The organism is Afipia sp. Root123D2, assembly GCF_001425835.1.
Taxonomy (GTDB): Bacteria; Pseudomonadota; Alphaproteobacteria; order Rhizobiales; family Xanthobacteraceae; genus Afipia.
Window position 1 is genome coordinate 483,800 of record NZ_LMDP01000001.1, and the last position, 25,029, is coordinate 508,828.

The window sequence follows — 25,029 nt, forward strand, 5'->3', positions numbered from 1 at the left end:
GTTTTGCTTGGTTTATTTAATTTTAAATGCGCAATTGACTCGCTTCATAATGTGAATTTAAATGAATTTTGAACTGTTTTAAATCGACGGAAATGAACGTGCGGTCTGGTCTGCTATCAGGCGCAGCAAGGCGCGCTCGCAACGTTTTCGCCGGCAAGTCTGGGGTGCCGAAATGAGCATTTCTGACGTCTATGGTGCAGAGTCGGGCTCATCGAGCGGCGGTTCCGAACTCGATGCGTGGGCCAATCAATGGCGCGGTGAGGCCTCAACCTCGGTTTGCGGCACCTGCGTTGGCGGGGCCTGCGGGATCTGTTCGATACGCACCGGTACTGCACCCAAGGCGGACGGTCAGCCGACCGGCTACGTTCCTCGCACCCTTCAACTCTACAATCCGGACGATGGCGCCCTGGCTGCCTTCGGCAGCCTGGGTATTTCGAGTCTTGCAGCGCCGACGCAAACCGCCACGCTCGATCAGTCTGCTACGGTCAATGCGCTTGCACCTGGCGTGATCGCCAACCCGATCGTTGCCGAAAACATGAAGCAGGGTTCGCCGGAGAGCGAATGGCTGATTGCTCAGGGCGATCCCAGCATTGAAGGCTATGCCGCTCAATTCACCATCAATCACGGGCAGCAGGTCGATTTCAAGATCGACACGGATTCGACCAACTACCGCATCGATATCTACCGGATCGGTTATTACGGCGGTGATGGCGCCCGCAAGGTCGCGACGATCAATCAGAATCTTGCGACCGCGCAGGTTCAGCCGCTTCCGATCTTCGATCCCGTGAGAAAGCTGGTGGATGCCGGAAACTGGAACGTGTCGGCGTCATGGGACATCCCCGCCGACGCCGTGTCCGGCGTTTATTTCGCCAAGCTGACGCGCCTTGATGGCAGCGGCGGCGAGAACATGATTCCGTTTATCGTGCGGGATGATGAAACCCCGAGCGACATCACTTTCCAGACGTCGGATACGACGTGGCAGGCCTACAACTGGTGGGGCGGCTACAATTTTTATGGCGGCGTCGATCAGGGTGGACGGGCCGGGCGGGCTTCCGCCGTCAGCTATAACCGTCCGATCATTACCCGCGATGGCGGCTTTGCAGCGGGACCGCAGGACTTCATCTTCGGGGTGGAATACCCCGCAATCCGCTGGCTCGAACAGAACGGTTATGACGTCAATTACATTTCGGGCATCGATACGGCGAGTACTGGCGCGCAACTGCTCAACAGCAAGGTGTTTCTTTCCGTCGGCCACGATGAATACTGGTCAGCGGATCAGCGTGACAATGTCGAAGCGGCGCGGGACGCCGGCGTCAATCTCGCATTTCTGAGCGGGAACGAGGTCTATTGGCAGACACGCTGGGAATCGAGCATCGACGGCAGCGGAACGCCGTACAAGACGCTCGTGTCCTATAAAGAAGTCTGGTCGAACGACAACGTCGACGTTAACGGCACTACATCGACATGGCGCGATCCGGAATTCGGTGCGGGTGAGCCGGAGAATGCGCTGACCGGCACGATGTTCACGGTCGACTCCTACCGGCTCGATACCATTACGATTCCGTACGATCTCTCCAACTTCCGGTTCTGGAGCAACACGGCGGTCGACGACATACAGCCCGGCCAGGTGTATTCGCTGGTGCCGAATCTGCTGGGTTATGAGTGGGATTCGGATGTCGACAACGGCTTCCGCCCCGATGGCCTTATTGCGCTCTCTTCGACGACTGTCGATGTCAACACACTGCTGCTGGATTACGGCAGCACGACCGGTCCGGGGACTGCGTCGCACAGTTTGACGTTGTATCGTGCGCCCAGCGGCGCCTTGGTATTTGGCGCCGGAACGGTCTACTGGGCGTGGGGTCTTGATGACCATCACGACAACGAGGCGACGCCCACCGATCCGAACGTGCAGCAGGCGATGGTGAACCTGTTTGCCGATATGGGTATTCAGCCCCAAACGCTGATGGCGAGTCTGGCGGTTGCCGCGCAAACCACCGACCATGCGGCGCCGACCTCGACGATCGCGCCGCCAAACCCCGGCGATACTTTCATAACAAATGATCCGATCACGATCACGGGTACCGCGGTCGATACCGGAGGAGGATCGGTCGCGGTTGTTGAAGTCTCGACCGATGGCGGAGCGACCTGGCATCGCGCGACCGGCTTTCAAAACTGGACATATACTTTCACGCCGCTCGTCGGCGGCGACTATACGATCAAGTCGCGTGCCGTGGATGACAGCGTCAACCTGGAAACGCCGGGTGCCGGCAGGGTCTTTACTGTCGCGCCGCCGACAACGGTGACGCTGTTCTCACCCTTCGCCGTTCCATCAAATCCCGCTGATGCCGATACTGGAACCGTCAATCTGGGCGTCAAGTTCTCGGCCTCGCAGGCCGGCACCATTGTGGGTCTGAAATTCTACAAGGGGGTCGGTGACATCGGCACCCATGTCGGCTCGCTGTGGTCCGCCACGGGTACGTTACTGACGAGTGCAACATTCACGGGAGAAACCAGCAGCGGCTGGCAAACCGTCATGTTCGGGACGCCGATTTCGATTTCAGCCGGCATGACGTTCGTCGCCAGCTATCAAAGCTTCGGACACTACGCGAACACGCCTGACTATTTCACGGCGACATATACCAACGGTCCGCTCTCCGCCCAGGCCGGGAATGGATACTACACCTACAGCAGCGATACCGTGTTTCCCACCACGTCATCGAACGGGACGAATTACTGGGTCGACGTTGTTTTCAATCCGGGCACGTTCGTTAACGAACCGCCGGTCGGGACCAACGACAACGGATATTCGGTCGAGCGCGATACGCCGATCACCTTCAACGCGGCGGTTCTTCTCGCCAACGACACCGATCCGAATGGCGACGTGCTGTCTATCACCGGCATTGGTGCTGCGTCGGGCGGGACGGTCAGCTTCAACAGCCAGACCAACATCATCACGTTCACCCCGAATGCGGGCTACACCGGCCCCGCGACGTTCGGTTACGCGATTTCCGACGGCCGTGGCGGAGTCGGCTCCGCAATGGTCAATCTTACGGTGGTGCCGCCGTCGACCAGCGTCAGCCTGTTCTCGGCTTCGGATACTCCGGCCGTGCTCGGGGATTCGGATACGAACCAGGTCAATCTCGGCGTCCGGTTCGTCTCATCGGCGCCAGGCGTCATTAGCGGAATCCGATATTACAAGGGCGCCGGCGATACCGGCACCCATACCGGTTCGCTGTGGACCAGCGGTGGTCAGTTGCTTGCCAGCGCGACGTTCACCAACGAGACCTCGAGCGGCTGGCAGCAGGTCACTTTCGCATCGCCGGTCACGATCACGGCGAACACGACGTATGTCGCGAGCTATCACAGCAACGGCCAATACACCGCGACGGGTGGCTATTTTGGAACGGCGCATACCAACGGCCCGCTGACGGCAGTAGCCGGAACCAACGGTGTGTATGCCTATGGCACCGGAAACCTGTTCCCGACCAATTCATACGGCTCAACCAACTACTGGGTCGACGTAGTGTTCGACGCGTCCGGTGCGCCGGTGAACGCGTCGCCGGTGGCTGTGAACGACAACGGGTTTGTCGGATCGCGGAATACGGCGTTGACGCTGTCGGCTGCGAGTTTGCTGGCCAATGACAGCGACCCGGACGGCGACACGTTGACGATCACCGGCGCAAGCGGTGGCGTGAACGGCAGCGTGAGTTTCGACAGTCAGACCAACACAATCACCTTCAATCCGACCGCCGGATATACCGGTGCTGCGTCCTTCAGTTATGCGATCTCCGATGGTCAAGGCGGTACGGCGTCTGCCAATGTTGCCATGACGATCGAGGACACAACGATCGTCGGACTGTTCGGCCCCGATTTCGTGCCGAACATGGTGAGCGTGCCGGACTATGCATCCGTCGAGCTTGGGATGAAGTTCCAAGCGTCGGCGAGCGGTGAAATCGTTGGCCTGGAGTTCTACAAGAGCGCGGACAACACCGGCCCGCATGTCGCCAATGTATGGTCCGTAAGCGGCAATCTGCTTGCGACGGCGACTTTCACCAACGAAAGCGCCAGCGGCTGGCAGCAGGTGAACTTCTCGACGCCGATCGCGATTACGGCCGGCACCACCTACGTGGCGTCGTATCACACCAATGGCAGCTACTCGGCGGATCCCAACTACTTTGCGACCTCGCATACCGAGGGGCCTCTGACAGCGCCGTCGTCTGCGAGCAGCGGTGGCAATGGTCTCTATGCTTATGGCGGTTCGAGTCTCTTCCCGACCAACACCTATAACGCGAGCAGCTATGGTGTTGACGTGCTCTTCAGAGCGCAACTGGCTGCCTAGGACCATTGATCATGCAGGAAGAGCTCTATACCGACGGCATCTCCGAGATCATGGTCAGCGGCACGATCGTGCGCGTCGATCTGATGAGCCTGTCGCCGACGGAACGGGACGCCAGCAATTTTCCGAAGAAGGTGTTCCGCCAGCGGCTCATCTTCTCGGCCGAGGCGTTCGCGAACTCCGTCGAAGTGATGCAGAACGCGCTTCAGGGACTGGTGGATGCCGGCGTGATCAAACGCACTCCATCGCGGGAAACTCCTGAACATACCAGTGCCAATCCGGGCAGTGAGCGCTCCGGCTCGCCGGCTCCAAGTTTCCAACGGCCGCCAAATGTCTCAACCAATTTCCGTTGATGCGGAGGGTCGCCTGAACGGCCCGGATGTTGCGGCTGTCGATCCTTCCGAGCCATCACATCAGCAGTTGCGCACGGCGCTCGAGTCTCTGGTCAATGTCGCGAGATATCATGGCATCGACCTTTCGGTCGACCGGCTGCGTCACACCTACGCGTTGGGCGATCTGCCGATCCCGGAAATCCAGCTGTTGCGGATCGCCAAGGATTCCGGGTTTCGCGCCCGCCGCGTCCAGCTGACGTGGGAATCCCTGCTTCGATTGCGCGAGTCTTATCCTGCGCTCGTCAAGCTCGCCAACTGCAACTGGGTTGTCGCGATCGGCTGCACGACCGACGGGGAAGGGGAAGCGATCCGCGTCTTCGATCCGCTTTCGGTGCGGCCGGAACCGCTGGATGTATCGAAGGACAGCTTCTGCCCGAATTGGCGGGGCGACGTCATCTTGCTGAAGCCGAACCGCAAGCATTCCGCGGCGCATCGGCCTTTCGGTTTCCGCTGGTTTATCCCCGAACTGATCCGCGAACGGCGGTTGTTCCGGGATGTCGCGGTCGCCGCGGTGCTTCTTTATGGCCTTGGCCTGATCACGCCGATCTTCTTCCAGCTGGTGATCGACAAGGTCCTGGTGCATGAGAGCATCACGACGCTTTATGTTCTGGCTGCGGGTGCGATCGTCGCGTTGGTGTTCGATTCGATCTTCAGCTTCCTGCGGCGCTATCTGTTGCTGTATGCGACCAACAAGATCGATATCCGCGTCGCAACCAAAACCTTCGGCCATCTGCTCGGCTTGCCGATCCAGTTCTTTGAGCACATCTCGGCGGGCGTGCTCGTCAAGCATATGCAGCAGGCGACGCGCGTCCGGGAGTTTCTCACCGGCCGTTTGTTCCTGACGGCGCTCGACGCGCTGTCGCTGTTCGTCTTCCTTCCCGTTCTGGCGCTTTACAGCCTCAAGCTGACCGGAATAGTGCTGGCATTCACGGCTCTCAGCGGGATCGTGGTCGCCCTGCTGGTCGGACCGTTCCGGCGCCGGTTGTTCAACCTCTATCAGGCCGAGGGCGAGCGGCAGGCGATGCTGGTGGAAACCGTCCACGGCATGCGAACGGTCAAGGCGCTTGCGATGGAGCCGCTGCAGCGCCGGGCGTGGGACGATCGCTGTGCCCAGTCGGTCTCGATGCGGTTCGATGTCGAGAAGATATCGGCCAGCGCCCAGTCCGTGACCGGGTTGCTCGAAAAATTGATGTCGCTGGGGATTATCGGTTTCGGTGCTCTCGATGTTTTCAGCGGCGCGATGACCATCGGCTCGCTGGTCGCGTTCAACATGCTGGCCGGCCGCGTCTCAGGGCCTCTCGTTCAAATGGTCACCATGGTCCACGAGTATCAGGAAGTGGCCCTGGCGGTGCAGATGCTGGGCGAGGTCATGAACCAGCAGGAGGAGCGTGCGGGAAAGCGGGACGGGATCCGGCCGGAATTCAACGGTCAGATTGAGTTCGAGAATGTTTCGTTCCGCTATGGTGCGGACGGTGCCCCGGCGCTGGATGACATTTCATTCACGATACCCGCCGGAACCGTGTTCGGCATTGTCGGCAGGAGTGGCTCTGGCAAGACCACGCTGACGCGGCTCATTTCCGGGCTGTATCCGATCCAGCAAGGTCTGCTTCGGATCGATGGTTTCGATGCACGCGAAATCGATCTGGTTCATCTGCGCACCAATCTCGGGCTCGTGCTGCAGGAGAACTTCCTGTTCCGCGGAACCGTTCGCGAAAACATCGCGTGCGTCAAACGCGATGCAACGTTTGAGGAGGTCGCCCAGGCCGCGCGCCTCGCCGGTGCGGATGAGTTCATCGAACGCCTGCCGCGTGGCTTCGACACCATGCTCGAGGAAAATGCGGAAAACCTTTCGGGTGGCCAGAAACAGCGCCTCGCCATTGCGAGGGCACTGATCACCAATCCTCGCATCCTGATCCTTGACGAAGCGACGAGTGCTTTGGATTCGGAGAGCGAATTGATCATCCGCCGGAACATCAGGCGTATCGCGGAAGGCCGCACTGTCATTATCGTCTCTCACCGGCTTTCGATGCTGGCGGATGCCGACGCGATTCTGGTGATCGATCGGGGCCGGATCGTCGATGTCGATCGTCATGACAGGCTGCTGACGCAGTGCACGACCTATCGGCAGCTCTGGAATCAGCAGACGAAGCAGATCGCATGACCGGCTTGAACCAAAAACCGTCCGACGGCACTGCGAGGCGCATGATCGGCCTCCGGAAGGATAGGCGGCCTCGTCCTCCGAGGACCACCGAGCCGGTGCGGCAGCGGTTGATATCGGAGTTTCAACCGGATGCGATCGAGGTCGAGGAAAGCACGCCTCCGCGTGTCGCGCGGATCACGCTCTATACCGTGGTGGCGTTGATCGCCGCGGCCATCACCTGGGCGTCATTGTCCCAGGTCGATACCATCGTTGCCGCTCAGGGCAAGCTGATCTCGACCAGCCCCAACATTGTGGTGCAGCCGCTCGAGACGTCGGTCGTCAGGAAAATCCATGTCAAGGCCGGGGATGTCGTCGGACGCGGACAGGCGCTGGCGACGCTGGACCCCACATTCTCGCAGGCGGACGTCGACCAGTTGCGGACCCGGCTCACTGCTCTCGACGCCAATATCCATCGGCTTCAAGCCGAACTGAACAATCAGAAATTCATCGGGGTGGACCCGGGCAATCAGGATCAGGTCCTGCAGGCGAAGCTGTTTGCCGAGCGCAAGGCGTTCTATGAAACGTCGTTGCGGAACTACGATGCGCAGATTGCCAGTGCGCAAGCCAATCTGAAGACCAGTCAGAGCGAGGAAGTCACGCTGCAACAGCGGCTCGAAACGCTGCGGTCGATCGAGACCATGCGAGAGACGCTGATGGACAAGGCAGTCGGTTCAAAATTGAATTATCTGCTGTCGCGCGATGCTCGCCTTGATGTCGATGGCAATCTCGCTCGCTTGCGCGGCAATCAGGTCGACTACACGCACCGTATTGAGCGATCGCGGGCGGAGCAGCAGACATTCATCGAGGATTTCCGCCGGACCGCTTATCAGGATCTGGTTGACGCGATTGCCAAACGCAACAGCGCGGTGGAAGACCTGAAGAAGGCCGAGTTGCGGCAGCAATTGATTGTTCTGAAAGCGCCTGTGGATTCAATAGTACTCGAGATCGCGAGCCGCACGGTGGGCTCGGTGGTACGCGAGGCTGAAACGCTGTTTGTCCTGGTACCGCGCAACGAGAAGCTTCAGGCGGAAGTGAATGTCGAAGGGAAGGATATTGGGCAGGTTGCTGTCGGCCAGTCCGTGCGGCTGAAGTTCGACGCCTTTCCATTCCAGAAATATGGCACCGGGCACGGCACCGTTCGTGTCGTGAGCAGGGACTCGTTCGCGCCGGACACCAAGAACGACGCAACGCGCCATATGTCGTCGCCTTATTATCGCATCCTGATCGACGTCGATGAGGCGCGGCTGCGATCCCAGCCGGCGGATTTCCAGATGATTCCGGGAATGGCGGTGACGGCCGAGATGAAAGTTGGGCACCGGAGTGTGATGTCTTACTTCCTCTACCCGCTGATCCGCGGACTGGATGAAAGCATACGCGAACCCTAGCTGTGGAATCACAATCGATGAATATCAGCCAGACTTTTAGTGGTGGAGAGAACGTGGCTCGGTTGGCTGGCGCCAGCCGATCGCAATACTCGCCGCTGATCACGTATGCCCTGAAGGGCCTTCAGCAGTGCTGGATGCCGGATCACGGCCGCTGGTCTCACATCTATCATCTTGACGGCAGGAGCCAGCCCAACCAGTCGGTTCCGCACAGTGACGTGTTCTATTCGCTCAACGTGCTTCTGGGCATGTCGCGTCTCAAGGTTAAGCCGGCTGATATCGACTGTGCGAAGATTTTCGAGCGGAACGTGGTGCTGCTGCCGCAGCTGCCGGTTGCGAAGTATGCATATGGCATGGCGCTGTGGGCGGCGGCGGAACTCAAACTCGAGATACCGGAGAACGTCGCTGGTGCGATCGATAGCCTGCTGTCGAATGAGCGCGAGTGGACGGCATTCCGTGCACAGGATATCGGAATGCTGGTGTCGGGCATTGTCGCCCAGTCACGGGCGGGCAACAATCGGTGGCGCCGCTTTGCGCAACCTCTCTTTGCATTTCTCGTGCGTGGCTATCGCGGTCCGGCCGGTTTGTTTTTCGATGAACCGACGGGCTTTCGGCGGCGCTTCGCGTCCTTCGCCACCCAGACTTATCTGACTCTGGCCTGCTATCACTATGGAGATTTCGCAGGCGACGCCACGGCGATCGATATCGCTAAAAGGTGCACCTGGCGGCTGATCGCCTTGCAGGGCCCTCAAGGCGAGTGGCCGTGGTTCTTCGATGCGCAGAACGGTCGCATTCTCGATTTCTATGAAGTGTATTCGGTGCATCAGTATGGAATGGCGCCGGCCTTCCTCGAATGCGCCGCACAGCATGACGTCCGTGAAGCGCGGGCGGCGCTGATCAAGGGCTTCAAATGGGTGCTCGGCGACAATCAGCTCGGGCGGTCGATGATGGTCCCCGACAAGAAACTGAGCATTCGATCGCAGGTCAGAAAAGGGGAGCTGCATACCAACCGGCTGCGTATGTTGCGGGCTCTTCGCAATGCTTATTTTTCACGGCCGGCGGCGCTGATCGATCCCGCCGATATCGACTTGCGATTGGAATGCCGCAGTTACGAACTTGGGTGGATCCTCTGGTCGTTTGGCCAGCGCACGGATCTGGACGAACTGACGCATCATCCGGCATTCAGTGGCTAGGATCGTCGGATCGCGACCTGACGCCGCTAGACGCCGACTTCGCGGTTCCAGACCACGGCCTGGCTCTCCCTGAGCAGGCTTGCCATTTTCCGCGCGCGATGGGCGCGAATGGCGAAAAGGATCATGATGGCTTTAAGGCGCGGGGTGAGGCCCGCAATCCGGTCGCTGCGCAGAACTATTTCGATGTCGATAATCGGCGAACCCAGAACCGCCACCGACCGCAGGAGCCAGCGCCATTTCCACGCCGGCTCGCGCTGCGCCATGTTCAGATAATGCTGGATTTGCCGGTCCCATTTGATGCGCAGTTCCCGCAGGGATTTACGGGCAGGGTGAAAAACGATCATCTCCGGAACGTAGTGGAATCTGAATCCCGCTTCGCGCGCCCGCTGCCCCCAGTCCATGTCTTCCGCAAACTGGATCCCGAGAAAAGGTGCGACCTTCTGCAGGTCCATTCTTCGTCCGGCGAGATTGGCCGTGACGGAATAGCCCTGCTTTTCGACATATAGCTTGTTCCGGAACCCGAACACGGTTTCGTACGCTTCCACCGCGGTGAACGCGGTTGGGTCATCGCGCCAGATCCGGACGTCGCCGCCCAGAATTGTCCCAGCCGGGATTGAATCAAAGGCTCTTATCGCGCTTCCGATCCAGTCCGGGTGAGCGCGGCAATCGGCATCCAGAAACATCAGGATATCGCCGGTCGCGCTGCGAATTCCGGCGTTGCGCGCCGGCCCCGGACCCGGCTGCGGCTCATGAAGCAGGCGTACGCCGGGATAGCGCGCCACAGTTTCCGCTGGCGGGCTTTTCGAGCCGTTGTCGACCACGATGATTTCGTAAAGCGACCTGTCGATGCTTTGGGCACACAGCGTGCCAAGGCAGACGTTCAGCATCTCCGCCTGGTTGAGGTGCGGGATTATGACTGAAACCACCGGCCGATTTAATTCTGTCATCCCTGGTCTCGCGATCCGATCTGGCAACAACCGGCAACCTGTTGGCGCTGGGCCGGATGTTCCGCCGCCACATTATAGCGGCGGCGGGTTCACTTCGCATGAAATAAGGCCGATGCGACGCGCCTTGCGCCCTTTTTTCATCGTTCCGAAAATTAACTAAGTCCGCTTTCAAATTAAATATATTGTATTTAATTCGATGGAGTATATTGTTTAAAGGATATTTAAAAGCAATAATCTCGGGTGATTGAATGTTGACAATCAAGTGGGGAGGGGAGAGTGCGCGACGTTCTTCTGGGTTGCCCCGTTGATGTTTTGACAATGGCCGAAACCGTTCATCTGGCGCGAGACGCCATGCGCACTCGGACAAGACTGCAGCATGTCGCGCTCAATGTCGCCAAGCTCGTCAACGCACGCAGCGATTCACTTCTCGCAGCCGATATCGGGGGCAGTGACCTGATCGGTATCGATGGAATGGGAATCGTATGGGCCGCGCGCCTGCTCGGCCTTCCGGTGCGTGAGCGTGTCAGCGGTGTCGATTTGCTGACCGAACTTCTTGCGGTTTGTGCCGCCGATGGCTTCAGGCCCTATTTCCTCGGAGCAACGCAAGACGTTTTGCATTCTGCGGTTCGCGAGACGGAGAAAAAGCATCCTGCGCTGCGCATGGCGGGATTCCGTGACGGCTATTTCACGCCGGATCAGGAAGCCGGCGTTGTCGCGGAGATCAGAAACAGCGGAGCGGACTGTCTGTTCATCGGCATGCCGACGCCGCGCAAGGAGCGGTTTCTGGCGGCTCACCGCGATGAACTCAATGTCCCGTTCATTATGGGTGTCGGTGGCTCGTTCGACGTCCTCTCCGGGAGCATCGACCGCGCGCCTGTTCGCATGCAGGCCATGGGCCTTGAATGGCTCTATCGCGTCTATCAGGAGCCGAGGCGGATGTGGTGGCGCTACGCCAAAACCAACGCGCTCTTTGCCGGAATTCTGGCGCACGCGATGATCCGTCACAACATCCTTGCACCGGCACAATCGCGCAGCGTGCCGCACGTCAACTCGACCGGATCTGGAGGGTAGACGTGGGAAAGCATTTCTTCGTTCTGTTGGGAACGCGACCGGAAGCCATCAAGCTGTTTCCCATCATCAATCGCCTGAAGGCGGATGGCGGCCCCACCCTGACCGTATGTGCCACGGCGCAGCATCGCCAGATGCTCGATCAGGTTCTTAAGCTGACTCACATTGTTCCCGACGTCGATCTGAACGTGATGACGGCAAACCAGACGCTCGATCGGCTGAGCGCCCGTCTTCTCGAAGGCATTGGCGGCGTTCTCGATCAGACGCGCCCGACCCGTGTCATTGTCCAGGGCGATACGACCACCGCCATGATGGGCGCTCTTGCCTGCTACTACCGGCGCATTCCGGTGTCCCACGTCGAAGCCGGATTGCGGAGCGGCGATATCTACGCACCATGGCCGGAAGAGGTGAACCGGAAGATCATTGGGTCGATCGCCGATCAGCATTTCGCGCCGACGGAGAGGGCCGCCAACGCCCTGCGGCGCGAGAATATTCCCAACGAGCGAATTCACGTCACGGGCAACACCGTAGTCGATGCGTTGCTGGCCGCGAAAGGCATCGTCGATGCGGACCTCAAGCTGGCGTCGCGCTGGGACGATATCCGGGCGAGGCACGGCAATCGGCGCATTATCCTCGTGACGTGCCATCGGCGCGAGAATTTCGGTGATGGCGTTCTCAACATTGTTGAGGCGCTGCTGACAATTCTCCGCAGGGAAGATGTGGCGATTGTCCTGCCGGTTCACCCGAATCCGAACGTCTACGACGTTCTTTCATCGCGCCTGTCGAACCATCCGCGCGTCGAACTGATCGAACCGCAGGAGTACACTGATTTCGTCAGCCTGCTGTCTCTGGCCTATCTCGTGCTGACCGATTCCGGAGGCGTTCAGGAAGAAGCGCCGACTCTCGGCAAGCCGGTTCTTGTGATGCGGGAAACGACGGAACGGCCGGAAGGTGTTGAAGCCGGCACGGCACTTCTGGTTGGCGCCGACACGCGGCGGATCGTCGAGGAAACCTTCCGGTTGCTCGACGACGATGATCACTACTCAGCAATGTCTCGTGCACACAATCCGTTCGGCGACGGTCTGGCGAGCGAACGGATTGCAAAGGTTCTTCTCGATGCTTGACGTTCAGAAAGTCTCCGTCATCGGCCTCGGTTATATCGGCCTTCCCACCGCGGCCGTCATCGCCAGCCGTGGTATCAAAGTCCTCGGCATCGATACCAATCCCGATATCGTCAAAACCGTCGGGTCCGGCTCCATTCATATCGCGGAACCTGATCTTGATGGCCTTGTGCAGAAAGTCGTGTCCAACGGCTCGCTGGTCGTCGGCACCGAGCCTGAACCGGCTGATGTGTTCATCATCGCGGTCCCGACTCCGATCGATCACGCCAACCGGCCCGATCTGACCTGCGTGATGGCTGCCGTCGAGCGCATCACGGGGGTGCTCGCGCCGGGAAATCTCGTGATCCTCGAATCGACGTCGCCGATCGGGACGACGGAACGGATATCGAAGAAGATCGTCGAGACGCGCCCGGACCTGACCGTCGGCACCGCCAATGGCAGCTCGATTTTCGTGGCCTATTGCCCGGAGCGCGTGTTGCCCGGCAGAATTCTCACAGAGCTTGTCAACAACGATCGCTGCATCGGCGGCGTTACCGCGTTGTGCGCGCGAAAGGCGCAACGATTTTACAAGATGTTTGTCCGGGGAGCTTGCGTCGCAACGACTGCCCGAACGGCGGAACTCGTCAAGCTGACGGAAAACGCCTATCGCGACACCAATATCGCCTTTGCGAACGAGCTGTCGCTGATCTGCGATCGTTACGAGATCAACGTCTGGGAAGCGATCGACCTTGCCAATCGCCATCCACGGGTGAATGTGCTTCGGCCGGGGCCTGGCGTCGGAGGCCACTGTATCGCTGTCGATCCGTGGTTCATCATCGACGCCGTTCCGGATCTTGCGCGGGTCATGCGGACGAGCCGCGAGGTCAACAATCACAAGACGGAAACCGTTATCGAACGCGCGGCCGCGCTGATCGACGATCATCCCTATGCCAACGTTGCCTGCTGCGGCCTCGCTTTCAAGGCAAACGTCGACGATCTGCGGGAAAGCCCGGCGCTCGAAATCGCGATCCATCTTGCCGAGAAATACGGTTCGCGCATCAAGGTCGTGGAGCCGAATATTCGCAGTCTGCCTCCGGTGCTCGCCAATCACGGTGCGGAACGTATGGGCATCGATGAGGCATTACGGACCTGCGAGATCGCCATTCTTCTTGTCGATCACGACGAATTCAAAATGGTGCCGCTGGCCGAGCGGCGTCATCTCGACGTGATCGATACGCGTGGCATTTGGCAGGATATGTCGGTGCGGTTCTGAATTTCCGGCGTGGAATGGAATTTATAGCAAGTGCGCTTTCATCGTTTCGAATGGTTTGGTGACATATGCAAGATAACCTGATTGGCATTGGTGTGATTGGTTACGGCTATTGGGGGCCGAACCTCGTTCGCAATTTTGCGAACAGTAAAGTCTCGCGCGTCGTAAGCGTGAGCGACCTTGATCCCGCGAAACTCGAAACAGTGAGCCGTCAGTATCCCGGCGTCGAAGTTACAACCGAGTTTCGTGATCTGCTCATGAACCCGGAAGTCGAGGCTGTCGCGATCGCAACGCCTGTCCATTCCCACTACAATCTTGCGCTCGCCGCATTGAGGGCGGGCAAGCATGTCTTTGTCGAAAAGCCCCTGGCGCAGACTTCCGAACAGGTGCGTCACCTCGTCGAGGAAGCGGAACGGCGCAACCTGACGCTGATGGTCGATCATACCTTCCTTTACACGCCAGCCGTTCAGAAAATCCGCAAGCTTATCTCCGACGGTGCCCTTGGCGACATCTATTATTACAACGGCGTTCGGGCCAGCCTCGGCTTGTTCCAGTGCGACGTGAACGTGATCTGGGATCTCGCGGTTCACGATATCTCGATTATCCAGTATATTTTCGATGAGGCGCCGGTCGCGGTCTCCGCGACGGGGTCATGCCACGTTGCAGGAACGCCCGAGAACATGGCGCATATCACCTTGTTCTTCGCCAGCAGCTGTGTCGCTCATGTCAGCGTCAACTGGCTGTCGCCGGTGAAGGTGAGGCAGACGTTCGTCGGCGGAAGCCAGAAGATGATCGTCTATGACGATCTGGAGCCGACCGAGAAGATCAAAGTCTATGACAAGGGGATTACGGTGGATGGTCCCTCGGAGGTCGCTCATCAGCTCAGGATCGGCTATCGTGCCGGCGATATGTGGGCACCCCATCTGGCGGCCACGGAAGCATTGCAGACCGAGGTCGAGCATTTTGTCGATTGCATTCGCACCAGTGCGACGCCCATTTCGAGCGGTGCAACAGGTCTGCGGGTGGTGGAAGTTCTTGAAGCCGCGTCGCGCTCGATCGCGGCGCAAGGCATTCCGGTTCGTTTGGGCTTGCCGCAAAGAATCACGGAGCTGGCATCATGAACTCCGATAAGGACGACCGGGTTCTGCCGAGGAAGCGCAAAGGCGGGTCGCGCGTGGTCAAGGCGATTCACGGCGCCCGCGCCGTCAAGCCGGACCCGCAGTTCGAGCTCGATATGGCGGCGCATCTGTCGGGCCATCTCAGCCGGGACCAGCTTCAAGAGGCCTATCTTCGGCACGCGATGGGCGCGGGCCATATTGACGAGATGATGCGGCGCATTTGCTTGCGTACGCTGGTCAAGAGTCTCGGCCATGGCGCCACGGTCCATCGCAATGTGAGCGTGATTCATCCCGAAACCTTCGAGATCGGCGATGGCGTGTTCTTCGGTGAGCAGACGATCATTCAAGGCCGGTTCGACGGCCGTCTGGTGATTGGCAAGGGCGTGTGGATCGGCCCGCAAAGTTACTTCGATGCCCGCGATCTGGTTCTCGAGGACTATGTCGGATGGGGATCGGGCGCCAAGGTGCTGGGATCGGAGCACACCGGCGATCCGGTCGATGTTCCGTTCATCCAGACTGATCTGAAGATCGCGCCGGTTCGCGTCTGCGAGTGGGCGGATGTCGGCGTCAACTCGGTTGTCTTGCCCGGCGTCACCATTGGCCGCGGCGCGGTGGTCGGTGCGGGATCGGTGGTGACCCGCGATGTTCCTGAATTCGCGACCGTGGTCGGTGCGCCGGCGCGCGTGATCGGCTGGCGCAAGAAGCAGGATATCGAGGCGCTGCAGGCCGGCAACCCGACCGGCCCGAGAGCCGTCAACATGAAATGAGCGTTCGGGCAGGTGAGTTGCCCGCGCGTGCTCGGTTTTCCGAAGCTGTCGGATTGAAACAGCACGTGCCGACAAGGCCGCTTCCCGGCCGCGGGGTTGCCGGCGGCGCTAGTAATGGATCGCAATGAGCCAGGTGCATCGCTCCATCTTTTTCTCCGCTGTCGAGCGTTACGGAAGCCTGTTCTTCTTTCTGCTCTCGACCGCGATTCTGGCACGCCTTCTGACGCCGGAGGAATTCGGAACCTATGCCGTCATCAATGCCGTCACGGTCATCGTCGCTGCGTCGTTCCAGGAATTTGGCGGCGCTAATTATCTGATCCAGAAACAAAACCTTTCAGAACGAAATATCCGGACAGCTTTTACGATCACGCTCCTGCTCTCGACCGCGGTCGGTATCGTACTTTTTTTCCTGCGCGATATCACGGCGGCATTCTTTGCGCAGGACGGAATGAGAATCGGGATCGCGGTTTCGGTGCTGAATTTCCTGGTCTGGCCGTTCTCGATCACGATTGCAGCGCTGTTCCGGCGTGATCTCGCGTTCGGCGCGCTTGCGGCCTGCAACCTCGCCGGAAACTTCGCGACCGCCGCGATCTCGATTGCATTGGCGCTGATGCAGTTCAGCTACATGGCTCCGGTGTGGGGGACGCTGGCGGGGAATGCGATCGCAGCCCTGCTGCTGGTCCGCGAGCGAAAGAATGTGCGCATCTTTCTTCCCTCTTTCGCGGGCTACCGGGATGTCGTCGGGTTCGGCCTTTATTCAGGCGGCGTTGTGATCATCAACGTGTTCTACAATCTCGCGCCACAGTTGACGATCGCCCGTGTGATGGATTTCACCGCTGTCGGTCTCTACAGCCGAGCCGTGACGCTGACACAGACGTTCGACAAGCTGGTGATTCAGGTTCTGAGCCCGGTCATCATGCCGGCGATCTTCGCGCAGACCAAAGCGGGCGGAGACCTGAAGCGCATTTATCTCGACGCGATCGAGCTTCTCACCGCGGTTCATTGGCCGTTCCTGCTGGTCATCGCGATCATGGCGCACCCCCTGATTCTGGTCTGGCTCGGCCCGACCTGGATCGACATCGTCCCGTTGGTCCGGCTGCTATGCATCGGCTATCTGGCGTTGTTTGCCGCCTGTCTGTCTTACCCCGTTCTGGTCGCGGTCGGCAGCGTGCGCGATGCGTTGCTGTCGTCGCTGATCTCGTTGCCGCCGTCGCTGCTGCTGATCTTCGCGGCGTCGTTCTACGGAGTTGAGGCTGTGGCGGCGAGCGCGCTGGTGACCTTGCCGTTCCAGGCATTTGTCGCGATCTATTTCATAAGCCGGCATCTCGCATTCGGTCCGGCGGATGTGTTTCGAGCCGTGCGGAAAAGTGCCGTCGTCGCTTTGTTTACTTCGACTGCTGCCGTCGTCATTGCGCTCCTGATACATGGCGGGGTGATCGGCTCGCTTGCCGGCTTGATTTGCGTAGGCGTCTGTGCGGCCGGCAGCTGGTTTGCCGGTCTGGCGGTGACGAACCATCCGTTGCTCGCCCATGTGCGATCGGCCATCAGCGAATTGTTGAGTGCAGTTCCGCCGATCCTGCCTGTCCGAAATCAGCCGGCAGGGGGACCCACGGATGAACTGCCACATACGTTCCGGCGAAAGAGCTTCTAGGGGCCGCGGGCCGTTTTCAGATACAATAAGGCTCCGTACTCAATCGCGTACGGTTATGAATGGAGACAGAGCGTGCCAATCGGGAAAGACGTGCAACTCGGCAAGGATGTTCGAATCCATCATCCGGATCTCGTCAATCTGTACGGGTGCGTGGTCGGCGACGAGACAAAAATCGGGACATTCGTCGAGATTCAGGCCGGCGGAAAGGTCGGGGCACGCTGCAAGATATCGTCCCATAGCTTCATTTGTGAGGGCGTCACGATCGAGGATGAGGTTTTCATCGGTCATGGCGTGATGTTCACCAATGACAAGTTTCCGAGGGCGACGCTGGCGAACGGCGAACTGCAGGGCCCGGACGACTGGAAAGTCGAGCCGACGCGGGTCGGGCGCGGGGCGTCGATCGGGTCAAATGCGACGATCCTGTGCGGGATTACGGTCGGCGAGGGCGCCATTGTCGGCGCCGGTGCTGTCGTGACCCGCGATGTTCCTCCGCACGCCGTAGTGGCCGGCGTTCCAGCCCGGATTGTCGCGGGCAAGGAACAGCATCGTCATTCGGCGTGACGGCCGGGCGTCGTCCGGCCATGTCGTGTCGCAGGCTGCGAGGCACGTAAACTATATTCCGTATTTTAATGAGATATCCTCGAATTAATAAGTTGCGATATTAAATACCTCATTTTATATTTAAATAACGTTGATTTAAATTTCGGTGTATCTCGCCTGGCGTGTGAACGTCTGGATTGTTCAGGGCGCGATGTTCGGGCTTCAGCCCGCCGAATTTGCATTGAGGGATTGGTCCTTTGGTACCGTTCTTGGATTTGAAAGCCCAGTACCGAGGCATGAAAGCCGAGATTGATGAGGCAGTCATCGCCGCCATCGACAGCACCCAGTTCGTGATGGGTCCACAGGTCGGAGCTTTCGAAGAGCGCTTCGCCGCATTCTGCAACACCAGGCACTGCAAGGCCGTCAGCAGCGGCACGTCGGCGCTTCATCTTGCGCTGCTGGCCGCCGGCATCGGCGCTGGCGATGAGGTGGTGACGGTGTCGATGACTTTCGTCGCGACGACGGCGGCCATTCTCTACAGCGGCGCGAAGCCGGTTTTCGTCGATATCGACCCGCGTACCTGGACGATGGATCCGGCGTTGATCGAAGCGGCGGTCACGCCCCGGACCAGGGCGATCATCCCGGTCCATCTGCATGGCTTGATGGCCGACATGGATGCGATCATGGCGATCGCCCGCCGGCATAATCTCATCGTGATCGAGGATGCGGCGCAGGCACACGGTGCCGAATACAAGGGCCGCCGCGCCGGCTCGATCGGCGATCTCGGTTGTTTCAGCTTCTATCCCGGAAAGAACCTCGGCGCCTACGGCGAGGGCGGTGCTGTCGTTTGCAACGATGACGATCTGGCGCGCCGTATTTCGCTGCTCAGGGACTGGGGGCAGGAGTCCAAGTACAACCATGTGCTGGCCGGTTACAACTATCGCATGGATGGAATTCAGGGCGCGGTTCTGAACGTCAAGATGAACTACATCGAGGCGTGGACCGAAGCTCGCAGGACCATTGCCGCGCAGTATGACCGGCTTCTCGCAAGCCATCCTTACAGGCGTCCGGCGCCGCGGGATGATTGCCGGCATGTCTACCACGTTTACGCAATCGAGATTCCGCAGCGTGACAGCGTGCAGGCAGCGCTCGATGCGGCCGATATCAAGACCGGCATTCACTATCCCGTCCCGGTCCATCTTCAGAAAGCATATGCGGATCTCGGCGGCCGTCCTGGCGACTTGCCGGTGACCGAAGCACTGGCCAGCCGTTTCCTGTCGCTGCCGATTTATGCGGAGCTTCGATCGGAACAGGTATCGATGGTGGTGTCGGAACTGAACAAGGTGACGCTCACCGAAGCGGCATGATCGGAACTGTGCCGGTGATGCGCACTCAAGACGTGAAGAGGGGATTGCCGTGGCGGATCTGAAAGGCAAGCGTGTTCTGGTGACGGGCGGAGCCGGATTTATCGGCTCTCACATCGTCGACCTGCTTTGCGACGAAGGCTGTCTCGAGGTTGTCGCGCTCGACAACATGGTGAGAGGCCGCCCCGAAAATCTCCAGAACACCAAGGCGCGGGGCCCGGTCCGGCTCGTTCATGGCGATATTCGCGATCATAAGTTGATGGAGGCGCTGGTGAGCGCGTCCGACATTGTCTTCCATCAGGCCGCGCTGCGGATCACGCATTGCGCCGCCGAGCCTCGGCTGGCGATGGAAGTCATGGTCCAGTCGACCTTCGATCTGCTTGAAATGTGCGTCAAGCACAAGGTTGAGAAAGTGATCGCCGCCTCATCGGCCTCGGTTTACGGAATGGCGGATCAGTTTCCGACCACCGAAAGTCAGAACCCTTACGACAACCGGACGCTGTACGGAGCCGCGAAGGCGTTCAACGAAGGACTTCTGCGCACCTTCAACGATATGCACGGGCTCGATTACGTCGCCTTCAGATATTTCAATGTCTATGGCAACCGCATGGATATCCATGGCCGGTACACCGAGGTCCTCATCCGCTGGATGGAGCGTCTCGAGGACGGCGAGATGCCGATCATTTTCGGCGACGGCCAGCAGACCATGGACTTCGTGCATGTTCGCGACGTCGCGCGCGCCAACATTCTCGGCGCCAAGTCGAAGGCAAGCGATCAGGTTTTCAATATCGCGAGCGGCACGGAGACCAGTCTCGCGCAACTGGCGAGGGCGCTCGCAACCGTGATGGGGCGGAAAACGCTCAATCCGATCTTCGCGCCGGAAAGGTCGGTTAATCCCGTGCCGCGCCGTCTTGCATCGACGGAACTGGCGGAGCGCGTTCTCGGTTTCCGCTCGACCATCGGACTGGAAGAGGGCTTGAGCGAACTCGTCGAATGGTGGCGAACCGAGCGCGATCGTTTCGCCCTTCCCAAGCAACAGGCGCTAGGCTCGTGATACCAATTGCAATGCCGGTTCTTGACGCGACCGAGGCGAATGTCGCCCGGGACGCGGTGTTGTCCGGCTGGGTGTCCCAAGGCCCGCAGGTTCTGGCTTTTGAACAGGAGTTCGCGGCTCTCGTCGGCGCGCCATATGCGTGTGCCGTCTCGAACTGCACAACGGCGCTTCACCTCGCACTGCTCGCCGTCGGCATACAGCCGGGCGATGAAGTCATCACGGCAAGCCATTCGTTCATCGCAAGCGCCAACAGCATACGGTACTGCGGCGCGACGCCCGTTTTCGTCGATATCGATCCCGCGACCTACAATCTCGATCCCGATCGGGTTGCCGAAGCGATCACCGAGCGAACGCGTGCCATCCTCGCGGTCCATCAGATGGGCATGCCATGCGATTTGCCAGCCCTGACAGCCTTGGCAAAGCGTCACGGGATTGTCCTGATCGAAGATGCCGCTTGTGCGGCCGGCAGCCAGATCAATATCAATGGTACGTGGGATGCAATCGGAAAGCCCCACGGCGAGATTGCCTGCTTCTCCTTCCACCCGCGCAAGGTCATCACGACCGGCGAGGGCGGAATGCTGACGACGGCGAGCGCCGATTTCGCTCAGAAGTTCAAGTTGAGCCGCCAGCACGGCATGAGCGTTCCGGATACGGTGCGCCATGGCTCACCGCAGGTGATCTTCGAGGATTATCTGTCCGTCGGCTTCAATTACCGGATGACCGACATGCAGGCCGCGATCGGCCGCAAACAGCTCGAGCGTCTGCCCGACATCATCTTGCGCCGCCGCCCCCTTGCCGCGCGGTACGCCGATCTGTTGGGCAATATCGAAGGTCTAATCCTGCCGTTCGAGCCGAAATGGGCGCGATCGAACTGGCAGAGCTACTGTGTGCGTCTGCCCGATCGTGTCGATCAGAAGGCCGTCATGCAGAGCCTGCTCGATCAGGGCATCGCAACGCGGCGCGGGATCATGTGCGCCCATCGCGAGGCGCCCTATCGCGACGAGCCGTTGCGGCACAGCCTGAAGGAATCCGAGCACGCGCAGGACCATGCCATCCTGCTGCCGATCTACGCGCAAATGACCGATGACGATCTGGTCCGGGTCGCGGATGCGGTGCGGGCAGAAATCAACGGGTAGCCGTTATGAGCTCGTTTAGCGTTATCGTGCCTTGCTACAACTACGCACGTTATCTCAAGGCGTGCGTCGACAGTATTCTGTCGCAGGGCGTCGATGTCCATGTTTTGATTATCGACGATTGTTCGAGCGATGACACTCCGGCGGTCGGCGCTGAACTCGCCAAGGATCCGCGCGTGACGTTTCTCCGTCACGAGGTCAATCAGGGCCACATCAGGACGTACAATGAAGGTCTGGCGCTCGCGACCGGCGATTACACCGCTCTGGTGTCTTCGGACGATCTGTTGACGCCCGGCGCCTTGCAACGCGCCCAGGCCGTTCTGGATGCTCATCCCGAGGTCGGGATGGTGTATGGGCACTCGATCTACTTTCAATCAGAGAGCGATCTGCCGCGGCCGCGTATCGGCAAGCCTCGGGTCGACATCTGGCATGGCCGGGACTGGATCGCGCAGCGCTGCAAGACGGCGACGTCCTGCATTTCCTCGCCCGAGGTTGTGGTGCGGACCTCCCTCCAGCAACGGCTCGGCGGCTACCGCGTGGATCTGCCCCACGCCGGCGATCTCGAGATGTGGCTCCGCTTTGCCGCCTACGGAACTGTCGCCTATCTCGGTGAAGTCGATCAGGCCTACTATCGCAAGCACAGCGCGAGTATGCATGTCACGACGTTCAACTCGGTGCTGGCCGATCTGCGGCAACGCAAAACCGCATTCGACGCGCTTTTCGATACACACTGGCCGGTGATCCGGAATCATGACGAGTTGCGAGAGAAAGCATACCGCGCGTTGGCGAAGGAAGCGCTGTGGACGGCGTGCTGGTGCTACGACCGTCGCCGTCTCGATCGCGTTTCGGTCGACGACCTCGAAGCGTTCGCGCGTGAGACCTATCCGGATTTGCGTTCATTGACGGAGTATTGGGGATTGCGCTGGCGTCGTCGCGTCGGTCCCCGCTGGCCGCCGATCCTGCAGCCGTTTCTTCCCAGCGGATACCTCCACTGGTTCAGGAACAAGCTTTGGTGGCGCCGCCGCCGCCTGCGGGGCGTGTAATGAATGGATCGCACGGCACACCTATCGATACCGGCCGGCAATGGGACGGACTGGTGGTTCTGTGTGCCGCGAACAACTACGACGGCATCAAGCTGGCCGACCAGCACATGGCGGAGGAGCTTGCCCGTCTGCGGCCCGTTCTCTACGTCGATCCCCCGATCTCGGTTCTCACGCCCAAAAAGCATCCTTACATCGCAACGTCGCTGCAGCAGCCGCGATTGCGGATGCAATCGGCCGGTCTGGCACGGCTGACGCCCGTCGTTCAGCCGCTTCCGGCGCGCCGCGGGATGACGGTGGTCACCAATATCCTGCTGCGAACGCTTTTGCGACGCGCCACCGCGCGCCTTGGCGGCACCGTAGACGCCGTTGTCTCCGCATGGCCCCTGCACCCGATCTTTGGCGCCTGCCGGGAGCGGACCAGCATCTACTGGGCGCAGGATGACTTTGTCGGCGGAGCGGCGTTGCTCGGACTCAACGCGGCACACCTCGGCGCCGGAGAATTGCGGGTTGCCGCCCAGGCCGACGCGATCGTTGCCGCAAATCCGCTGGTGGACGAACGCTGGCGGCGCTCGGGATCGGCCACCCATCTGATTCCGTTTGGCGTCGATGCCGCAGCCTACGAGGCCGTGGACCACCTCGATATGCCGAAGGCCGTTTCCTTGCCTCGCCCGATTGCCGGATTTGTCGGCCACATCAACGATCGAACCGATCTCGCGCTTCTTGAGGCGATCGCGGCAAGGGGCCGCTCGCTGTTGCTGGTGGGCCCGCGCCATCCGGCGTTCGAGCCGGAGCGCTGGAATGCCTTGATGGCGCGCACCAACGTGGCGTGGGTCGGCCCGCAACCGTTCTCCGCGCTGCCGCCTTATCTCGCGGCGATCGATGTCGGTCTGGTTCCCTACCGCGATTCCGCGTTCAACCGCGGAAGCTTTCCGCTCAAGACGCTCGAGTATCTTGCGGCCGGCCGGCCCGTGGTGGCGACCGACCTGCCGGCGACCCGCTGGCTCAATACCGATCTGGTCACGGTGGCGACGGCGCCCTCGGATTTCGCGGATGCGGTCGATGTCTTGCTCGATCGGGGGCGCACCGAGGCTGATGTCCACGCTCGCCGCGCGTTCGCGATCCAGCACAGCTGGGCCCGGCGGGCGGCCAATCTGCTTGAAGTCATCGATGGCTCGCCTGTTGCTCAGCGCTCTTCAAGATCAGCGGCCAGTTTGGAGAATTATCAGTCTGCTTGACGGACACGGGTCTGTCGAATGTCGACATCCGCAAGGAAGTCAGATGACGCTACTGGAAAGGTTTTCATCCGCATCGTTCAAGGGGCCGGGTTTCGACCAGATCCGGTTCGCCGCGGCATTGCTGGTGGTCTTTCATCATTCGTGGTGGGGCGTTGACGATATCCTGTATCGATATAGCGGCGGATTTGTTCATCTCGGACTGTTTGCTGTCATCGTGTTTTTCTGCATCAGCGGATTTCTTGTCACGCCCGGCTTACAGCGATCAGCAGACGTCGGCAAGTTTGCCGTGCACAGGGCGTTGCGGATATTTCCCGCGCTGATCGTCGTGGTTGCGGCGTCGATGTTCATCATCGGCCCGCTGGTGACCCAGGATTCGCTGACCTCGTATTTCTCGGACCCGCGGCTTTATCTCTATGCCAAGAACGTCACCACCCTGATGGCGCACTATCTGCCGGGTGTGACCGAGGACGGTGCGCCGGTTATCGTCAATGGCGCGCTGTGGACGCTGAATATCGAGGTCTATTCGTATATCGCGCTGGCCGCTTTGAGCATTGTCGGCGCGCTCCGCCATCGGTCGTTGGCGTTGGCGGCCTTCGTTGTAGCGTACGTCATCTATGTCGGGCTTGCGATGAGTCCGGCCTTGAACGCGATGGCATCGGAGCGCCTGATTAACTTCATCGGCCTCTTCGTTTACTTCATCGCCGGAGCAAATCTCTTCCTGTTCGGCGACCGGGTGCCGTTCTCGCCAGTGCTGGCTTTCGGGGCCTTGATCGTTGGTGTCGCGGGGCTGGGCGTGGGCCTGGGCGCGGTCGTGCTTCCGCTATGTGTGTCATATATCGTTGTCTATCTCGGGCTGTCCGATCTCCCCGGCCGGGCGCTGTTCAAACATGACCTGTCGTATGGCATCTACCTGATCCACTCGCCGATCATTCTCGCGGTGACGGAACTGTCTGGCCTGAGGGCCGGCTGGCCGGTTGCGATCATCACGACCTGCATCACCCTGGTGCTGGCCTATCTGTCGTGGAACTTTATCGAAAAACCTGCTCTGGACCGGAAGAAAGCCGCGTCGGAGTGGCTGGCCTCCTACACCCGGCGATGGGCACCGTTGCGAAGCCCGGTCAAGCCGGCGCCGCTGCCGGATGTAGTCCACCCATCGTCTCCCGGCGAATGACCGGCGCCCGCGATATTAACCCCGTTTTCACGGAGTGCCCTGCAGGGCTGATCCGGTTGATGAAT

At 60.0% G+C, this 25,029-nt stretch carries 18 protein-coding genes and 1 pseudogene; 18 read left to right on the top strand and 1 reads right to left on the bottom strand.

What is annotated here, in order from left to right:
• Nucleotides 1–172: 172 nt before the first annotated feature.
• The 5 genes from ASC80_RS02265 to ASC80_RS02285 all read left to right on the top strand — a co-directional run bounded on the left by ASC80_RS02265 (nucleotide 173) and on the right by ASC80_RS02285 (nucleotide 9,503).
• Nucleotides 173–4,339 carry a DUF4082 domain-containing protein gene (locus tag ASC80_RS02265; protein ID WP_056292502.1) on the top strand — a complete coding sequence of 1,389 codons (4,167 nt, stop codon included), beginning with the start codon at nucleotides 173–175 and terminating at the stop codon, nucleotides 4,337–4,339.
• An 11-nt stretch (nucleotides 4,340–4,350) separates the two neighbouring features.
• Complete coding sequence (locus ASC80_RS02270; protein WP_056292503.1) at nucleotides 4,351–4,689, top strand: hypothetical protein; 339 nt, start codon at nucleotides 4,351–4,353, stop codon at nucleotides 4,687–4,689.
• A complete protein-coding gene (locus ASC80_RS02275) occupies nucleotides 4,667–6,889 on the top strand; it encodes a peptidase domain-containing ABC transporter (RefSeq protein ID WP_082512372.1) in 2,223 nt (740 codons plus the stop codon). Before ASC80_RS02270 ends, ASC80_RS02275 begins: the two co-directional genes overlap by 23 nt.
• 95 nt (nucleotides 6,890–6,984) lie before the next feature.
• A complete protein-coding gene (locus ASC80_RS02280) occupies nucleotides 6,985–8,313 on the top strand; it encodes an HlyD family type I secretion periplasmic adaptor subunit (protein ID WP_244487165.1) in 1,329 nt (442 codons plus the stop codon).
• Nucleotides 8,314–8,366: 53 nt separating this feature from the next.
• A complete protein-coding gene (locus ASC80_RS02285) occupies nucleotides 8,367–9,503 on the top strand; it encodes a hypothetical protein (RefSeq protein WP_244487166.1) in 1,137 nt (378 codons plus the stop codon).
• Between the two features lie 26 nt (nucleotides 9,504–9,529).
• Here ASC80_RS02285 and ASC80_RS02290 read toward each other — a convergent pair whose 3' ends face one another.
• The gene (locus ASC80_RS02290) at nucleotides 9,530–10,450 is read right to left on the bottom strand and encodes a glycosyltransferase family 2 protein (RefSeq protein WP_056292506.1); all 921 of its coding nucleotides are present in this window, start codon (nucleotides 10,448–10,450) and stop codon (nucleotides 9,530–9,532) included.
• Nucleotides 10,451–10,726: 276 nt separating this feature from the next.
• On the opposite strand from ASC80_RS02290, the gene ASC80_RS02295 reads away from it, so the two are divergent.
• The 13 genes and pseudogenes from ASC80_RS02295 (at nucleotide 10,727) to ASC80_RS02355 (ending at nucleotide 24,964) form a co-directional block, all read left to right on the top strand.
• Nucleotides 10,727–11,521 (top strand): WecB/TagA/CpsF family glycosyltransferase, encoded by a 795-nt coding sequence (locus tag ASC80_RS02295; protein WP_056292509.1) that lies wholly within the window; start codon nucleotides 10,727–10,729, stop codon nucleotides 11,519–11,521.
• 2 nt (nucleotides 11,522–11,523) lie between these two features.
• Nucleotides 11,524–12,642, top strand: coding sequence for a non-hydrolyzing UDP-N-acetylglucosamine 2-epimerase (wecB, locus tag ASC80_RS02300; RefSeq protein WP_056292511.1), 1,119 nt, complete (start codon nucleotides 11,524–11,526; stop codon nucleotides 12,640–12,642).
• Nucleotides 12,635–13,891, top strand: coding sequence for a UDP-N-acetyl-D-mannosamine dehydrogenase (gene wecC, locus ASC80_RS02305; protein ID WP_056292512.1), 1,257 nt, complete (start codon nucleotides 12,635–12,637; stop codon nucleotides 13,889–13,891). The genes wecB and wecC overlap by 8 nt, the downstream gene beginning before the upstream one ends.
• 77 nt (nucleotides 13,892–13,968) lie before the next feature.
• Complete coding sequence (locus ASC80_RS02310; protein ID WP_200941165.1) at nucleotides 13,969–15,009, top strand: Gfo/Idh/MocA family protein; 1,041 nt, start codon at nucleotides 13,969–13,971, stop codon at nucleotides 15,007–15,009.
• A complete protein-coding gene (locus ASC80_RS02315) occupies nucleotides 15,006–15,773 on the top strand; it encodes an acyltransferase (RefSeq protein WP_056292515.1) in 768 nt (255 codons plus the stop codon). The genes ASC80_RS02310 and ASC80_RS02315 overlap by 4 nt, the downstream gene beginning before the upstream one ends.
• 124 nt (nucleotides 15,774–15,897) lie before the next feature.
• Nucleotides 15,898–17,424, top strand: a complete 1,527-nt coding sequence (locus ASC80_RS02320) for an oligosaccharide flippase family protein (RefSeq protein ID WP_056292517.1) — start codon at nucleotides 15,898–15,900, stop codon at nucleotides 17,422–17,424.
• A 294-nt stretch (nucleotides 17,425–17,718) separates the two neighbouring features.
• Nucleotides 17,719–17,949 (top strand): annotated as a pseudogene (locus ASC80_RS24695) (DapH/DapD/GlmU-related protein); the annotation flags it as partial.
• A gap of 272 nt (nucleotides 17,950–18,221) precedes the next feature.
• The gene (locus tag ASC80_RS02330) at nucleotides 18,222–19,331 is read left to right on the top strand and encodes a DegT/DnrJ/EryC1/StrS family aminotransferase (RefSeq protein WP_056292520.1); all 1,110 of its coding nucleotides are present in this window, start codon (nucleotides 18,222–18,224) and stop codon (nucleotides 19,329–19,331) included.
• 58 nt (nucleotides 19,332–19,389) lie between these two features.
• Nucleotides 19,390–20,382 (top strand): SDR family NAD(P)-dependent oxidoreductase, encoded by a 993-nt coding sequence (locus tag ASC80_RS02335; protein WP_056295458.1) that lies wholly within the window; start codon nucleotides 19,390–19,392, stop codon nucleotides 20,380–20,382.
• A gap of 11 nt (nucleotides 20,383–20,393) precedes the next feature.
• On the top strand, nucleotides 20,394–21,518 hold the full coding sequence (locus tag ASC80_RS02340) for a DegT/DnrJ/EryC1/StrS family aminotransferase (RefSeq protein ID WP_244487167.1): 1,125 nt from the start codon (nucleotides 20,394–20,396) through the stop codon (nucleotides 21,516–21,518).
• Nucleotides 21,519–21,523: 5 nt separating this feature from the next.
• On the top strand, nucleotides 21,524–22,558 hold the full coding sequence (locus ASC80_RS02345; RefSeq protein WP_056292522.1) for a glycosyltransferase: 1,035 nt from the start codon (nucleotides 21,524–21,526) through the stop codon (nucleotides 22,556–22,558).
• Nucleotides 22,558–23,793, top strand: coding sequence for a glycosyltransferase (locus ASC80_RS02350; RefSeq protein WP_056292525.1), 1,236 nt, complete (start codon nucleotides 22,558–22,560; stop codon nucleotides 23,791–23,793). The genes ASC80_RS02345 and ASC80_RS02350 overlap by 1 nt, the downstream gene beginning before the upstream one ends.
• Nucleotides 23,794–23,836: 43 nt before the next feature.
• Nucleotides 23,837–24,964 (top strand): acyltransferase family protein, encoded by a 1,128-nt coding sequence (locus ASC80_RS02355; RefSeq protein ID WP_056292527.1) that lies wholly within the window; start codon nucleotides 23,837–23,839, stop codon nucleotides 24,962–24,964.
• Nucleotides 24,965–25,029: the final 65 nt, after the last annotated feature.